Consider the following 14,304-nt stretch of genomic DNA (forward strand, 5'->3'; position numbering starts at 1 on the left):
TTTCTCAAGATCGCACCGCGGCCTTGGCGCGCCGAGCAAAAAAAAGCGCGGCGGCATCCAAAAGAGGGTGACCAGCCAACGTTCGTCCTTCCCGCAAGCCCTTTACGAAAGTCTGACAGCGACTTGTTCGACCAGACGGTCGATGATGCTGTCAATTCCAGAAGCCGTCGGCGAGAGCACATGCGAAGATCACTTGCCGTGTTGCCGATTCCGGTCGTCGATCCGAGTGATCCTTGGAAAATCTTTGATGTCGGGGCGCGCCGCCAGATCGGCGGCCGAGGCCGAAGTGGCGAGTGCGATAAGAGCTACCGTGCCGAGCAGGACGTCTTTCATTTCATCTGGCCCGTTCGAGTCGATTTCTCTACGACTACGATTGCCATATGTCCGCCTTTGCCATCAATTGCCAAGGTTGGTAGTTGCACCCTAGATCGTGCGTACGCCTCCCTTGGCGTGATCGTCCGCAGGCGTTCGGAGAATGAAACAGCCTATTCCGGCGTTCTGCCGATGGAGCAGCGAGGATGTTTGTTCTCGATAATTATTGGTGGCCGGGGGCCATCGTTGAGCCGTCCAAATGGACGTCCTTTTTGCTGTCCAATCCCATCCCAAACCTCCGTCCAAGCCGGAGGCTTCTTTCGCACAGCTATACCGATCCCGAAGCAAGGGTTCCGGCTAAGCGCTTACAGTGATCATGCTGATCGTCGCTTATCTTCGGCGGCAAGGCGCAACATCTGCGCGGCATCGAATTTGATGCCGCTCTTTCTTGGGGACGTTGATGGTCTCCAGCGACAGCTTTGCCGAGTTCCTTTGCGAGCAACTCGTTCCACTCGGGCGCATAGCGATGCGGCGCATGTTCGGCAAGACAGGCGTGTTCTGTGACGGGTTTATGCTCGCCATGGTGAGGGACGACACGCTTTATTTCCGGGTTGACGATGACAGCCGGGCAGCCTTCAAGGAAGCGGAGTCCTTTCCGCCCCTCAACTACGAAAAGAAGGGCGGCACCATCGACCTCTCCTTTTGGCGCGCGCCGGAGCGATTGTTCGACAAGCCCGATGAACTCGTCACGTGGGCGCGACTGGCGCTGGAGGCAGCGCGGCGGGTCGCGGTGAAGAGGGAACGGACGGCGCCAGGACGCAACCGACGCCCTGGGAAACCGGGAAAGCAGCGGACGCGTCGCCCAAAATCATAGGGCTTTTGCAAATCTTCCGATTGGAATGGATTGCAAGAGGGAGCGAAATCCTACGCTCTCGTGACCGCCTTCTCATCCACCACAACGGGGACCGCCTAGCGCCTCGGAACGCTGCGGATCGCACCTGCCCGGATCGCGGCGGCGGCTTCAACTGCAATGCGCGACATGAACTTGCGCGAGAACTGTCCAAGCGGTTTTGTATCCTCGATCGCCCAGGACGTCGCAAGGTCGTCAGTGTTGAACTCGTCGACGATGACCCATGCCGGCGTGTAAAGCTTGGCTCGCCGCGCCTCCGTTTCGGGAATCTGGATTGAGCGTGCATCGGCTCGCGGCGGTTGGCTGGTGATCGGAAACAGTAGCGGCTTCGGTTTTCCGTCCTTCCCCGCCACGATCAGCATGACGCAGGTGGGCCGCGCCTTCCGGCCGCTTTCCTCGCCCCGGTCGTGCTCGCGGGCCCACAGATAAGAATAGAGGATGACATCCCCGTGCCGGGGATCAATCATCCTTGCCCGCGTCCTTCGCTATCGCATCGAGGCCGGTAAGGATTTCGTCGCGCTCGGCGCCGGCGAGATCCTCGACACGATGCGCTCTCTGCGCGGTGCTGGCGGCCAGCCTGTCGAACTGTTCGGCCGTCAGCAGCACGAATTTCCGTTTGCCGCGCTTGGTGATGTCGACCGGACCGCTGAAAGCGGCTTCAACCACCTCGCCTGAGCGGTTACCGAGATCTGTCAGGGTGAAGCTGGCCACCAATCGTCTCCTTTTCTCCCCCTAAAATAGGTGAATTAGCCGTTTTCGGCAAGATGAATGAATTAGAATTGCCACGGCAATCGAGGATGCCGGACTCTCCGTCCGAACAATGCTGCATTATTCGGACGCCCTTGCCACTGACCGAAATTTGCATCATATTTCGGACATGCTTGATCAACCCATCACGGATCTCCGACCGCGGCTCATAGCCCGCATCGACGCGGCGCCGACAGAGGTTTGGACACCCGGCGATTTCGCCGACCTCGGCAGCCGCGCGGCCGTTGACAAGACGCTGCAGCGCCTGGTCGCGGCTGGCGAGCTGCGTCGTATCGACCGTGGACTCTACGACGGGCCGCGAAAGAGCAATCTCACAGGCAAGCCGATGGTCCCCGACTATCGCGCCGTAATCAGGGCTGTGGCGCGTCGCGACCAGGCCCGCGTCCTGGTCGACGGTATGACCGCCGCAAATGATCTTGGCCTCACCACGGCTGTCCCGGCCCGCATCGAGGTCCTGGTCGACGCCCGCCTGAAGCCGATCAAGCTTGGAAAGCAGGTCATCCATTTCAAGTCGGCGGCGCCCAGCCGCCTCTATTGGGCTGGACGACCGGGCATGCGCGTCATTCAGGCGCTCTATTGGATGCAGGACGTGAAGACGAGGGAGGACGATCGACAAGCGGCGAAGAACGTCCTCAGCAAGCTGTTCGCAAACCCGCAGCATGGAAAGGAGATTCGCGACGATCTTCGCGCGGGTCTTTCAGCTATGCCGATCTGGATGCAGGATTTCCTTAGACCGTTGCTCGAGCGTGGCGACGCTGAACCGGAGGATCGCTCGTGAGCAGCGCAGCCTACACGGAGGTCATCTCCGCCGCCCCCGGCGAGAAGCTCGATCTCTTCTTGACGACGGCGAACCGGCTCAGTGCGCCGATCGGGATCGTTCGCGCTCGTGCCGACCGTCGCCATGATCGACGCGCTCGCGCGTGACTATGCAAACACGACGCCAATGATCTTCGGCGAGGCCCCTCGGTTCGAGCACATCCTGGCGTCGATGGAAGAGATCGAGCGCGCGGCGAACAGGGTGCGATGATAGGATTGAGTCATGGATGAGGTTCCGGAGAATATTCCTGCACGACTGCCCGATCCCGCCACGATCGAGGCGGTCCTCGCGCGTCTTCCGGCCGGAGCTGACGAATCGGCGCTGGCCGCCGCGCTGACGGAGGCATTTCCGGGATTTTCCTTTTCGGCGGTCAGCATCGACGACCGGTATTGGCGCGATACGCGCTCGGTGATCGGCGCCGACGGGACACGGATCGCAGAATACCGGCCGTGGATGGAAGCCGAGCTCGCCAAGGACAACGGCGACATTGGCGCCCTCTGGACACGATTGCGCGAGAGCAATCTTCAGATCTCGGAGTGGCACGGCAACAGCGTGTACGCCTTCGCGCCGACTGGACCGGGCGCCGCGGACTATGTGCAAATCCGTGTCGGCCGAGAAGTCGAATGGCGCGTCGGGCCAATCGTCAATCCCACATACCGCCCTTGGGGCAAGGACGAATTGCTTGACCCGTCATGGATCGCGCACGACGATATCTCCGATAACAATGTCATCGAAGGTCCGGTCTTTCGGATGCTTGGCCGCGCCGGAAGCGGCGTCGTCCACGTCCGGAGCTTCCTGACGCGGTGCGCGCGCCTCGAGCGCGAAAAGCGCGAGGCGCAGCGGCCGGAGATGGAACGCCGGGTGGTGCGGGAAGTGACGCGAGAGGGCACGACCGAGACGCCGTTCCTGGAATTGGTGCCGGACTGGTTCGAGTACGTGCCACGGGAGAATCGCTTTTTCCAGGATTGGGACGAATCCAGCGCTTTGGCCGAACGCATGTACGCGCACTGGGCGCTCGACATTTACGACTATGACGACAAAGGCACGCGCGAGATCGGATTCGTGCCGCGTCCGCTGCATCTGCCGGAAGAGAGGCTCATCGCTGGCGACGCCTCGGTTCATATCCTGATGGACCGCGTGGAAGCCATCGACCGTGAGGTCGGTGTCCCATTTGGTTGGTTCTTTTTGATGGCCCATGGTAATCGAGTCGAGCCAGAGGTTGGTCTTGCGATCGCCAAGGGCCTGCGTGACCAGCGCGTGGTCTTACCTGATCGGGATACTCGCGTGCTGCTGCGCTGGGCCGAGCGGTCTTACGGCTTCTGATAGGACAGGGTGATGGCCAGAATCTGGATTTTCGTTGTCGCTGTCAACCGGCCGCGATCAGCGCGAAGCCATAAGGCATAGCGAGGGCATGCTCGAACAACGGTCAGCTCGAGAGATCTATAAACAGGATGCCGGGCGATCTCTTTGCCCGTCTCGTCCGCCACCGTCACCAGGCAGTCAGAGTAGTCGCCAGCATCCATTCCGACTTCACTTGCGACGCGGGCGCCGTAGTCATCGGCTTCGAGTTGGGTGGTGAATTCCCTACCCGCCCTATCCATCGGCAGAACTTCGTTCGTTTCAATATGGCAAACGTATCGCATGAAATAGGCCCTCTCCAGCCAACACATCCTAGCCGCGATGATGGCCGTGATCGCGAAAGCTCCCCGCGGCTCAAGGTTGGCATCACTCAGAGCCTGACTCAAAATTGCATTGCTGTTTTTATGGCTGCGATGCGCCTTGTCATGAGTTGGACGGAGGCGAGGAAGAGCCAGGCAGTTGCGCTTTCGATGGTTCGCTCGAAGTCCTTGGCCAATCTGCGGTTGCGGCCGAGCCAGGCGAAGGTTCGTTCGACCACCCAGCGGCGCGGAAGCACCTCGAAGCCCTGTGCGGCATCGGAGCGCTTGATGATCTCGACAGTCCACCGGCCGATCTTTTCTAGCACCGCCTTGAGCTTTTCGCCGGCATAGCCGCCATCGGCGAAGACATGGCGCAGCCAGGGGAAGCGGTAGCGAATGCTGCACAGGACATCTGGCGCGCCATCGCGATCCTGGACGTCGGCAGCGTGAACGATCGCGCCGACCAGGAGCCCTTGGGTGTCGGTGACGATGTGGCGCTTTCGACCCTTGATCTTCTTTCCCGCGTCGTAGCCGCGAGGGCCGCCACCTTCGGTGGTCTTGACCGATTGGCTGTCGATCACACCAGCCGTCGGCGAGGCCTCCCGGCCGATCGCCTCGCGCGCCAGCATCAGGAGTGCGTGGTTGATCGATTGCCACAATCCGCTGTCGCGCCATTGGTAGAAATAGTACTGCACCGTGGTCATTGGTGGAAACAGAGTGGGCGGCAGCATGCGCCACGGCAACCCGCCGCGCAGCAGATAGAGCACTGCCTCGACGATGTCCCGATAGCTCCATTTCGGGCGCCGCCCGCGCTTGGCCCGCACAGGAAGCAACCTCTCCAGCACGACCCATTCCGCATCCGTCAAGTCGCTTGGCAAACGCAGCTCCTCTCGGGCAAACTGTGCCCGAGTGATATCAGTCCACATTCTCGATCCCTTTGATGCTTCGCAACACCAATGGAATCAGAACTCGCTGATATCACTTATTTTTCGGTCGGACACTCAGACCTCCGTTCTCAATGGCAAGTGGCCAGGCTACTCAAGCGAATCCGACGAGTGGCGTTTCCTGGCCCTCACAGCAAAATCATCCACCCACGAATTTACCAAACAGACAGGCTTCCTACCCAGATCGTCGCGCTATACCTGTGGTTGATCTCCCGGGCGTTTCCGGTCCGGAGCGCCCTGCTCGCAAAGATGGGTGTGCAGCGCTTGCACGCATGCATCTGCGTTTCTGTTGTCTCGCTTTTCGCACGGAACGACGGTGAGATCGGCTTGGCGATAGTGGGGCGTGCGCTGCGCGACGAGTTCCTCGAAGCGCAGCTTCTTGATGGCCGACGTGTTGGAGCTCTCGGCGACGTAGCTATCCTCCGCTGTGTTTCGGCGTGGGGTCTCGACGACGCCGATGGGGTCAATGTTCGATCAGCATTCACACACATGGCCAACAATCTGATCCGCAGGGTGCCCGGAAAAGACTCTCAACGCCTCAAACGCATGACCGTAGCCTGGGACGACGACTTCCTCGCAAGCCTCATCGTACCCTAAAATCCTTCACCCGATTCCCCTGGGATGTGGGGAACGATCCCGTGCTGGTTTCCTCAAGGGCGAAGCGTCCACCATTGGTAGGACTGGGATGCACACACATGCTGGGCCTCCTCACCTACAAGTTCTTGTAGTTGACCAGCGCAGCGTTCTATGAGCCGAATCGCTTTCAAGCCCCCTTATGCCAGTCGCGAAGCTCCAACCAGGACTGCAAAGGAAGGAGATAAAGCCATGTCTCCATTAGAAGCAATCACCCGTTGGCTGCAATCACAAGACTTGGATACTCAGCTTGAGGTTGCCGCATTCGCGAGATTCTCAATCTTCGGGGACAGTAACGTTCTCACGCTTGGCGGGCCGGAGCAGCTCGAAGCTCTTCAGGGATGGTTGACCGAGCCAGAATTGGAGTCGCGGGTCGCCGTAGGCCGTGCCCTGACGTTCCGAGTCTTCTTCGAGTACTTTGCCGAGGGTAGAATTGCAGGCGCCGGATGGAAGCGAACCGAAGAGCTGGTGCGCAGGACTCTGGAACAGGCTAAGCGCGACGGAAAGTTTGCGGCTGCGCGCAGGGCGCAAAGGAAGCTTCAACTTTTGCCAGCCCAAAAAGAGAACTGGCATCGTGTTGCGACATCCTGGAATGGATTGGCTGCGACTTATCTAACACGCGAGGCTCTCACGAATTGGGGCGCCGCTGAGAAGCGCCGAGATCTGAGGGTCATTTCAAGTAGCGACTGTCCTCCATTGGTGCCCTCGATCGAGGCATCGTGGACACCCCTTAGTTCTGTTAGTCCCCGCTACTGGGTTGCTGAAGAGGACGAAGAAGGCGCCGGCGAAGGCGTTCCGGGAGATAGGAGCCGAGGCGAAGAAAGTCGCCGCGGCGACGCAGGTGACAGATCAGCTGAAGGAGCTGCAGACGGAGATGGCAGCGGGGACGGTTCAGGGACCGATCAATGACGCTTCGTTCTCAGCCGGAAGGTGGACACCCAATCCAGTTTTTTGCTTCACCGTATTCCACGCTGTCATACGTGGGCTGCAGCGTAGCCCGCGTCTAAGGCCGTCGCAGCCGGCTGAATATGCGGTCAGCCGCTGAGATACTTTGTGACCAAATCCTTCACGAACACAATCCACAAGCGACCGGCGATCACCCCGATCGCATCCTTGCCGAAGCTTGAGCAAAGTATTTTCGGCTCCGCACTCGTACTCAATACGCATCTAAAGCCCATCGATGCGCCGCTGTTGGTTGACTACGCCTAATCCGCCGCCCGAATTGTCAAGCTGAGGCGGCAGGGCCACATGGCCGAGTTGAAGGAGAATTCACCGCCTCTCACGATGGCCTTTGCCACGAACCTGTGATTGACGCCGCGAGGTTCTGTTGATCCCGGATTAGGGTTTTGTCTCCAAAGTACCACGGGCGGCTTCCTGCAATTTTCTGAAGGCTTCGCCGCCAACAAGTCCATCCTGCGTGATCGATTTTGCATGCTGAATGGGTGTGATATCCCTCCTCATGGCGTTGCTCTCCTTTGTGGAATCAGCACCCTGAGCCTACCGGCTCAGGGTGGGCAACGCCGACCTTTTCAGAAATTCAACAGAACCCGGGGCATCCCCAAGGAGAATATGCAAATGTCCTTTGCGATCATTCGCGGTCGAAGTGGGCGGCGACATGAAGTCGATTTTGGCGAATCGCCCGTTCGCGTGGAGATTCATGCGAGCGAGGAGACTGTCGAAATCTTCGTCGAAGCGGACGCAGAGACAGCGGCGGAGGAGCGCCGACGCTTCGCCATCATCAATATCCCACGCCACCAATTCAGCCAAGCTACCGGCGAGGTGGCCCGACGCGCAGCCGATAGTCCCCTAAAACGGGGACATTATTGAGACCTCAGAGCGACGCATCATCCCAGGACGTCTTGGCCGGCATCGTCGAGCGTGTCACGTTCCACAACGCCGAAAACGGCTTCTGCGTGCTGCGCGTCAAGGCGCGTGGCCATCGGGACCTCGTGACGGCCGTCGGCCATGCTGCGACCATCGCCGCGGGCGAGTGGATCACAGCCACAGGCGACTGGATCAATGACCGGACCCACGGTCAGCAGTTCAAGGCACGGTTCCTGCGAACATCGCCGCCGACGTCGGCTGACGGCATCGAGAAGTATCTCGCCTCGGGAATGATCCGTGGTGTCGGACCGGTCTATGCCAAGAAGCTCGTACGCGCCTTCGGCGACAAGGTTTTCGACATCATCGAGTCGACCCCTGCCAGGCTGCGCGAGGTTGGCGGCATCGGCCCGGTCCGCGCCGCCAGTATCTTGGCTGCCTGGGCCGAGCAGAAGGCCGTCCGCGAGATCATGGTGTTCCTACACAGCCACGGCGTCGGAACGGCACGTGCGGTGCGGATCTTCAAGACCTACGGTTCCGATGCGATCCAGGTGATGACCGAGAACCCCTATCGGCTGGCACGCGATATCCGCGGCATCGGCTTCAAGACGGCCGACACCATCGCCATGAAGCTCGGCGTCGAAAAGACAGCGATGATGCGGGTGCGCGCTGGAATCTCCTATGCCCTGACCGAGGCGATGGATGACGGGCATTGTGGGTTACCGACTGACGAACTGATCCCGCTCGCGCAGAAGCTTCTCGAGGTTCCCTCGGGCCTGATCCGTGCCGCGCTCGAACTTGAACTGCGAGAGGGGACCGTGGTCGCAGAGCGGGTTGGTGATGCGCCGTGTGTTTTCCTTACCGCTCTTCATCGGGCCGAACGTACCGTTGCCGATCGCCTGTTGCATCTGGCCAACGGCGTGCCACCGTGGCCAACGATCGATCCCGACAAGGCCTTGCGTTGGGTGGAGAAGCAAATCGGAATGTCCTTCGCGGAAAGCCAGGTCGCCGCGGTTCGCCTCGCCCTGATATCCAAGGTCGTGGTCATGACCGGCGGACCCGGGGTGGGCAAGACCACGATCGTCAAAGGCATCCTGAATATCCTGGCGGCCAAGGGCACCAACCTGCTGCTGTGTGCGCCGACCGGCCGCGCCGCCAAGCGCATGACCGAGGCGACCGGCTTCGAGGCCAAGACCATTCACCGCCTGCTCGAAGTCGACCCCAAGACAGGTGGCTTCAAACGCGGCGAGAACAACCTGCTCGACTGCGACCTCTTGGTCGTCGACGAGGCCTCGATGGTCGACACCATGCTGATGCGGGCGTTGCTGAAGGCAGTTCCGGACGGGGCCGCCATGTTGATCGTCGGCGACATCGATCAGCTGCCTTCGGTCGGTCCCGGCCAGGTGCTGGCCGACATCATTTTCTCCGGCGCCGTGCCGGTGGTGCGGCTCACCGAGGTTTTCCGGCAGGCCGCTCAGAGCCGGATCATTGTCAGCGCCCATCGCATCAATCAGGGCGCAATCCCCGATCTCAGTCCGCCGGAAGGCGAAAGCGACTTCTACTTCGTCCAGGCTGATGAACCAGAGAAGGTCGTTGCTCGCATCATCGAGCTCGTGAAAACCCGCATCCCCAAGCGATTTGGCCTCAATCCGATTCGTGACATCCAGATCCTGTGTCCGATGAACCGGGGCGGTGTCGGCGCCCGATCTCTGAACGTCGAATTGCAGGCCGCTCTCAACCCTGCCGGCGAGCGCAAGGTCGAACGGTTTGGCTGGACCTTCGCCCCTGGCGACAAGGTTATGCAGATCGAGAACGATTACGATAAGGAGGTCCACAACGGCGATATAGGCACGGTGGTCGACGTCGATTCTGCCGAAGGTGAGCTCACCGCAGAATTCGATGGCCGCATTGTTGCTTATGAATTCGGCGAACTCGACATTCTGGCCCCGGCCTATGCGGCGACGATACACAAGAGCCAGGGATCGGAATACCCCGCCGTCGTGATTCCGATCATGACCCAGCACTACGCGATGCTTCAACGTAACCTGCTCTACACCGGCGTCACCCGCGGCAAGAAGCTGGTCGTTCTGGTTGGACAGAAGAAGGCCGTTGCCATCGCGGTACGGAATGTTTCCGGGCGGCGACGGTGGTCCAAGCTCGCCGAGTGGCTGCGCGAGGCTTCATCCGACCATGCGCCGATTGGCACGATCATTTGATCTCGGCGCGCGAACCGCAACAGAGCCGACCATCGTCAACCTGCCAGCGCGAATTCGAGATGGGTCGGCGATGACGACAACAATCACAGCATGGACGGCTCCCCCACTTATTGCATGAGCATCTGGCGATGCCCGCCTCCCGCATTTTGCGTCCAATCCGCAGAAAAAATGCTCGCTACGTCACAGAATCTCGCATTAGGAGCCGGACTGTGATGCGATCAGAAGACTTCCGTTGGCGAAGAGCACCAGGACCTGCCCGTCGTTCCACGTAAACACCTGAAACTTGATGCCCTCCTGGATCTCGCTTGACATGAGAGTGCCTGCGCAGCCAAACCTGTAAACAACGTCTGCATAGTTCGAGCCCAACTCGACACTTTTGAACTCCAAGTCCGTCACGCGACAATGTCCGGTCGGGAATGAGTGAGCGTTAACGGAGCTGTAACTTGTGTCTAAATCATCAGGAGCGGCCGGATTGACGAGCGCTCTGCTTGCCGGAGCGCTCGCTTTCGCTAATCGGGAACCGCTCGGGCCTGGCCGCACGAAGAGCCACGCGAAGACCGCAACCGCTGTGATCCGCAGGACTGCTCGCCGATTAATAGAGCTGCGTGCCCCAGCGAATATTCGAGATGTCGTCACCGAATCTGGAATGCTGGCAGATTTGATGGTGGATGGCTGGCAGAGGTGCTGATCATTTCCAGATGGTGCACGTGAAGTGGAAGACTTCGGCTGAATGAAAAACAATGGGCTTCCCTCACGTTATTATTCCGGAGAGGATGGTCAGGTCGACCCGACGTCAGCACAACGCACTCCGCGTTATCGGTGCATGATCGCCCCGCCCCCTGATTCTGCCGCCAATCGGACAACGAAATCATCACCAACTCCAGCCAGCTGGCGATTGCTTGTAGTGGCGACATCGCTTCGGCTTTTTCTCAGTCTTGATTGTGCTGATGACTGCCAGTGCAGGCCTGAAATTCAGTCCTGAACACGATGTTGGTCAACCTACAAGAATTTGCAGGTGGCGGAGATCAATCTCATCCGAGAGAATAAGCAGCTGTTGTAGAGCCGGTGGCAGCAGAAGACTTGCTTAAGGCAGTCGAATCCGCCATAGCGAGGCAAAATGAACTTGAATGCAGACAAGTTAATCCGCCGAGCCGTTGGCGCTGTCGGGTCCGTGCAGTCCTTATCTCCGTAAGCTCGGTTCGGTCAGCGAGGGCGCGCGTGGGCTGCTGCTCGCCGACGGAAACCCGCTGCAAACACCGGGCTGATCCAAAATCCGGAGATGTGCCCGGAAAGACGGCTCGCAGCAAGGGAGTTCACTGACGCTTTCGGCACGGATATCGGCTAGCGCTCGACGCCCGATCTGGAATCCCGCTCCTGAATAGCCTGCTCACGGAGTGCTGAATGGGACTGCTGGGCATCCTCGTTGGGCTTTCGCTGCTCATCTTCTTTGCGTTTCGTGGCTGGAGCGTCCTGCTGCTCGCGCCGATCGCGGCGCTGGTGGCGGCCGCGTTCGGCGCACAGCCGTTGCTTGCCAACTGGACCCAGAATTTCATGGTGAGCGCCGCCAGCTTCCTGGCGCAGTTCTTTCCGATCTTCCTGCTCGGCGCCGTCTTTGGCAAGCTGATGGATGACAGCGGCGCAGTCGCCTCCGCGGCTGCCTTCATGGCGAGATGCCTCGGCGAGCGCCGCGCGATCCTTGCCGTCGTGCTGGCGGGGGCGCTCGTCACCTATGGCGGGGTGAGCCTCTTCGTCGCCTTCTTCGTCATCGTCCCGATGGCGCAATCGCTGTTCCGTGCCGCCTCAATTCCCCGCCGCCTGCTGCCGGCGACCGTCGTGCTGGGCACCTCAAGCTTCACCATGTCGGCGTTGCCGGGAACGCCGTCGATCCAGAACGTGATCCCGATGCCATTCTTCGGCACGACGCCCTTTGCGGCGCCCGGCCACGGCATCGTTGCATCCCTTGTCATGCTCGGTATCGGCCTGTGGTGGCTGCGACGGGCTGAGGGGGCCGCCCGCGCCGCCGGCGAAGGTTATGGCGAGGAGGCACCGGCGGCAACCGAGGGCACGCCGGATGATGAGCTGTTACGTGAACGTGCGACCACCGCCCGCGAGTTCGATCCTGCCGAGATCCGGCATGGACGCCGCAGCAAGGCGCCGCCGCCTGCACTGAACGCCATCCTGCCACTGGTGGTCGTCGTCGCCGTCAATCTTCTGATGTCGCTTGGCGTGTTGCCGAAGCTTGATTTCTCCTACCTTGCCGACGAGCGCTGGGGCGGCACATCGATTTCAGCCGTCGCCGGCGTCTGGTCGGTTGCGGTCGCGTTGACCGCTGCCATCATAACCGTCATGGCTCTCAACTGGCCTCGGCTGCCGGCGCTTCGGCAGACCATGGATGCCGGCGCGAATGCGTCCGTACTGCCGGCGCTGAGCGTTGCAAGTCTGGTCGGCTTCGGCGCTGTCATTGCAGCGCTGCCCGCATTCGCAGCCGTGCGCGACTGGGTGCTGGCAATCGAGGGCGGCCCCCTTGTTTCTCTCGCGGTTGCAACGAATGTCCTGGCGGCGCTGACCGGCTCGGCGTCGGGCGGCCTCACGATTGCGCTCGACGCACTCGGCCAGACTTATGCTGAGATCGCGGCGCAAACTGGCATCGACCCCGCTCTGATGCATCGTGTCGCGGTGATCGGCTCAGGCACGCTTGACATTTTGCCGCATAACGGCGCAGTGGTCAGTCTGCTCTCGATCTGCGGCATGACCCATCACGACAGCTACTTCGACATTTTCATGGTCGGCATCGTTCCGTCGATCGTCGCGTTAGCCGTCGTGATCATGCTCGGCGGCGGAGTGGGATCATTTTGAATGGGTACCTGCTTTGTCACGACGCAGGCTCCTTGATCACGACTGTGAATGCTGATCGAACATTGACCCCATCGGCGTCGTCGGGACCCTTTCAGGCCGTTGATTTCATTGATTTGAGATGACGGGACCCTACGCCGATCATGGTCGAGACCCCATATGTGGACGGCCCTCTCCTCGCAAGGGTCTTTTTGCAGTGTTTTGATCAGATCGCTTGCGTCCATATGTCCGTGTGTGGATGCCCCCGGGAATGCAAGAAGTTTTTATCGACGAACTTGAGAACATGCGATCAGGTGCGGTCGTGTGTCCGGCCTCATAAGTTGCGGCATTCGCACGCCGCGGGCCTGTATGGCGATACGCGGATTAGGTCCAAATCGGCCTGGCGAGCTCAAAGCTCCTGGACATATTCTGGTTATCCAAATCCCGTCTCTAAGACCGTGTTCCCTTACCCGTCCTTCTGCCCTTCTCACATTCCGACGCTATCGGCGGATGGCGCGTCTCAAGCCACCGCTGCTGCCGGATCGCGGTAATTCTCTTTTTTGGTCATTAGGGCCCAGACTATCCGCGCCATCTTATTGGCCAGCGCAGTTGCAACCAGAATGCGCGGTTTGCATACCAGCATCCGGGTAAGCCACGGACCCTTTGGCACGCCCGTTCGTCCAGCCCAATTAACGACCGATGTTGCGCCAAGGATCAAGAGGCGGCGGATATCGCGCTGGCCCATCTTTGATGTTTTTCCGACACCTGTTCAGGTAAGCCGAACTTTGGATCCTCAATAACCTGCTCGAGCCGATGCACATGAACTGTGCCTTGGGGCGCAATCACACCATATTCGGCTAGGTGGCCTCTTAACGCATTGATCATCTGCGTCCGCTGGCCGACGAGAATATCTCGCGTTCGGAACACCATGCTCTGAGCCTGCTGAGCTTCAGTTTTCACGGCGACGAAATGCATCGTTGGGCGCGAGGCGGCTTCAACGATCGCCTCAGCATCGGCAGCATCGTTCTTCTGTCTTTTGACAAACGGCTTCACATAGATGGGCGGAATGAGCCTCACCTCATGTCCAAGCTTAGCAATCTCACGGCCCCAGTAGTGCGAGGTAGCGCAACTTTCCATCGCCACCAGACACTTCGGCTGGCTGTCCAGAAAACCTAAAACTCGCTCGCGCGATAGTTTCTTGCGGAAGATCACCGAACCATCGGCGCCTGCCCCGTGCAGCTGGAAAGTGCGCTTTGCCAGATCAATCCCAATGATGGTAACATTTTCCATGGATGTCTTCTTCCTTGATGATTGCGAATATCCTCATTGGCACATTGCGATGCCGGCGGGAGGGGCATCCACTCCATCAGCCTGTTGTCGCGCTCGCAGATGA

15 protein-coding genes and 1 pseudogene are annotated in these 14,304 nt (G+C 59.9%); 9 read left to right on the plus strand and 7 right to left on the minus strand.

What is annotated here, in order from left to right; all coding sequences use genetic code 11:
• Positions 1-189: 189 nt before the first annotated feature.
• Positions 190-333: a hypothetical protein gene (locus tag NLN62_RS50825; RefSeq protein WP_254114204.1), complete on the minus strand. Its 144-nt coding sequence runs from the start codon at positions 331-333 to the stop codon at positions 190-192.
• 439 nt (positions 334-772) lie between these two features.
• On the opposite strand from NLN62_RS50825, the gene NLN62_RS50830 reads away from it, so the two are divergent.
• On the plus strand, positions 773-1,186 hold the full coding sequence (locus tag NLN62_RS50830; protein ID WP_256576116.1) for a TfoX/Sxy family protein: 414 nt from the start codon (positions 773-775) through the stop codon (positions 1,184-1,186).
• Between the two features lie 95 nt (positions 1,187-1,281).
• Here the strand turns inward: NLN62_RS50830 and NLN62_RS50835 are convergent, their stop codons facing one another.
• Together NLN62_RS50835 and NLN62_RS50840 are read right to left on the minus strand one after the other, a co-directional pair.
• Positions 1,282-1,689: a hypothetical protein gene (locus tag NLN62_RS50835; protein ID WP_254114206.1), complete on the minus strand. Its 408-nt coding sequence runs from the start codon at positions 1,687-1,689 to the stop codon at positions 1,282-1,284.
• Entirely contained in the window at positions 1,682-1,933 is a 252-nt protein-coding gene (locus NLN62_RS50840) for a type II toxin-antitoxin system prevent-host-death family antitoxin (RefSeq protein WP_027556463.1), read from the minus strand. The genes NLN62_RS50835 and NLN62_RS50840 overlap by 8 nt, the downstream gene beginning before the upstream one ends.
• Before the next feature lie 166 nt (positions 1,934-2,099).
• On the opposite strand from NLN62_RS50840, the gene NLN62_RS50845 reads away from it, so the two are divergent.
• The 3 genes from NLN62_RS50845 to NLN62_RS50855 all read left to right on the plus strand — a co-directional run bounded on the left by NLN62_RS50845 (position 2,100) and on the right by NLN62_RS50855 (position 4,130).
• Positions 2,100-2,768, plus strand: a complete 669-nt coding sequence (locus NLN62_RS50845; RefSeq protein WP_254114207.1) for a DUF6088 family protein — start codon at positions 2,100-2,102, stop codon at positions 2,766-2,768.
• A 108-nt stretch (positions 2,769-2,876) separates the two neighbouring features.
• Positions 2,877-3,017, plus strand: a complete 141-nt coding sequence (locus NLN62_RS50850) for a hypothetical protein (RefSeq protein WP_198024887.1) — start codon at positions 2,877-2,879, stop codon at positions 3,015-3,017.
• Between the two features lie 12 nt (positions 3,018-3,029).
• The gene (locus NLN62_RS50855; protein WP_254114208.1) at positions 3,030-4,130 is read left to right on the plus strand and encodes a hypothetical protein; all 1,101 of its coding nucleotides are present in this window, start codon (positions 3,030-3,032) and stop codon (positions 4,128-4,130) included.
• On the opposite strand, the gene NLN62_RS50860 is transcribed toward NLN62_RS50855, so the two are convergent.
• On the minus strand, positions 4,118-4,552 hold the full coding sequence (locus NLN62_RS50860) for a hypothetical protein (RefSeq protein WP_254114209.1): 435 nt from the start codon (positions 4,550-4,552) through the stop codon (positions 4,118-4,120). The two genes, NLN62_RS50855 and NLN62_RS50860, sit on opposite strands and share 13 nt — an antisense overlap.
• Entirely contained in the window at positions 4,549-5,391 is an 843-nt protein-coding gene (locus tag NLN62_RS50865) for an IS5 family transposase (protein ID WP_254114210.1), read from the minus strand. The genes NLN62_RS50860 and NLN62_RS50865 overlap by 4 nt, the downstream gene beginning before the upstream one ends.
• A 30-nt stretch (positions 5,392-5,421) precedes the next feature.
• Between NLN62_RS50865 and NLN62_RS50870 the strand changes: the two genes are divergently transcribed.
• Positions 5,422-6,006 (plus strand): hypothetical protein, encoded by a 585-nt coding sequence (locus NLN62_RS50870; RefSeq protein ID WP_254114211.1) that lies wholly within the window; start codon positions 5,422-5,424, stop codon positions 6,004-6,006.
• A gap of 312 nt (positions 6,007-6,318) precedes the next feature.
• Here NLN62_RS50870 and NLN62_RS50875 read toward each other — a convergent pair whose 3' ends face one another.
• Positions 6,319-6,615, minus strand: coding sequence for a hypothetical protein (locus NLN62_RS50875; RefSeq protein ID WP_254114212.1), 297 nt, complete (start codon positions 6,613-6,615; stop codon positions 6,319-6,321).
• A gap of 480 nt (positions 6,616-7,095) precedes the next feature.
• Between NLN62_RS50875 and NLN62_RS50880 the strand changes: the two genes are divergently transcribed.
• The 4 genes from NLN62_RS50880 (at position 7,096) to NLN62_RS50895 (ending at position 12,935) form a co-directional block, all read left to right on the plus strand.
• Positions 7,096-7,251 carry a hypothetical protein gene (locus NLN62_RS50880; protein ID WP_254114213.1) on the plus strand — a complete coding sequence of 52 codons (156 nt, stop codon included), beginning with the start codon at positions 7,096-7,098 and terminating at the stop codon, positions 7,249-7,251.
• A gap of 366 nt (positions 7,252-7,617) precedes the next feature.
• Positions 7,618-7,869 carry a hypothetical protein gene (locus tag NLN62_RS50885; RefSeq protein ID WP_254114214.1) on the plus strand — a complete coding sequence of 84 codons (252 nt, stop codon included), beginning with the start codon at positions 7,618-7,620 and terminating at the stop codon, positions 7,867-7,869.
• On the plus strand, positions 7,866-10,079 hold the full coding sequence (locus NLN62_RS50890; protein WP_254114215.1) for an ATP-dependent RecD-like DNA helicase: 2,214 nt from the start codon (positions 7,866-7,868) through the stop codon (positions 10,077-10,079). The genes NLN62_RS50885 and NLN62_RS50890 overlap by 4 nt, the downstream gene beginning before the upstream one ends.
• Positions 10,080-11,480: 1,401 nt before the next feature.
• The gene (locus NLN62_RS50895) at positions 11,481-12,935 is read left to right on the plus strand and encodes a GntP family permease (RefSeq protein ID WP_254114216.1); all 1,455 of its coding nucleotides are present in this window, start codon (positions 11,481-11,483) and stop codon (positions 12,933-12,935) included.
• Between the two features lie 496 nt (positions 12,936-13,431).
• Here NLN62_RS50895 and NLN62_RS50900 read toward each other — a convergent pair.
• A pseudogene (locus tag NLN62_RS50900) lies at positions 13,432-14,201 on the minus strand (IS110 family transposase).
• Between the last annotated feature and the right edge of the window lie 103 nt (positions 14,202-14,304).

The organism is Bradyrhizobium sp. CCGUVB23, from assembly GCF_024199885.1.
GTDB lineage: Bacteria > Pseudomonadota > Alphaproteobacteria > Rhizobiales > Xanthobacteraceae > Bradyrhizobium.

What these genes read in the sequence shown, in the direction of transcription:
- NLN62_RS50825 (WP_254114204.1), bottom strand. Translation starts at nt 333, where the DNA reads ATGAAAGACGTCCTGCTCGGCACGGTAGCTCTTATCGCACTCGCCACT.
- NLN62_RS50830 (WP_256576116.1), top strand. Translation starts at nt 773, where the DNA reads ATGGTCTCCAGCGACAGCTTTGCCGAGTTCCTTTGCGAGCAACTCGTT.
- NLN62_RS50835 (WP_254114206.1), bottom strand. Translation starts at nt 1,689, where the DNA reads ATGATTGATCCCCGGCACGGGGATGTCATCCTCTATTCTTATCTGTGG.
- NLN62_RS50845 (WP_254114207.1), top strand. Translation starts at nt 2,100, where the DNA reads ATGCTTGATCAACCCATCACGGATCTCCGACCGCGGCTCATAGCCCGC.
- NLN62_RS50855 (WP_254114208.1), top strand. Translation starts at nt 3,030, where the DNA reads ATGGATGAGGTTCCGGAGAATATTCCTGCACGACTGCCCGATCCCGCC.
- NLN62_RS50865 (WP_254114210.1), bottom strand. Translation starts at nt 5,391, where the DNA reads ATGTGGACTGATATCACTCGGGCACAGTTTGCCCGAGAGGAGCTGCGT.
- NLN62_RS50870 (WP_254114211.1), top strand. Translation starts at nt 5,422, where the DNA reads ATGGAATCAGAACTCGCTGATATCACTTATTTTTCGGTCGGACACTCA.
- NLN62_RS50875 (WP_254114212.1), bottom strand. Translation starts at nt 6,615, where the DNA reads ATGCCAGTTCTCTTTTTGGGCTGGCAAAAGTTGAAGCTTCCTTTGCGC.
- NLN62_RS50885 (WP_254114214.1), top strand. Translation starts at nt 7,618, where the DNA reads ATGTCCTTTGCGATCATTCGCGGTCGAAGTGGGCGGCGACATGAAGTC.
- NLN62_RS50895 (WP_254114216.1), top strand. Translation starts at nt 11,481, where the DNA reads ATGGGACTGCTGGGCATCCTCGTTGGGCTTTCGCTGCTCATCTTCTTT.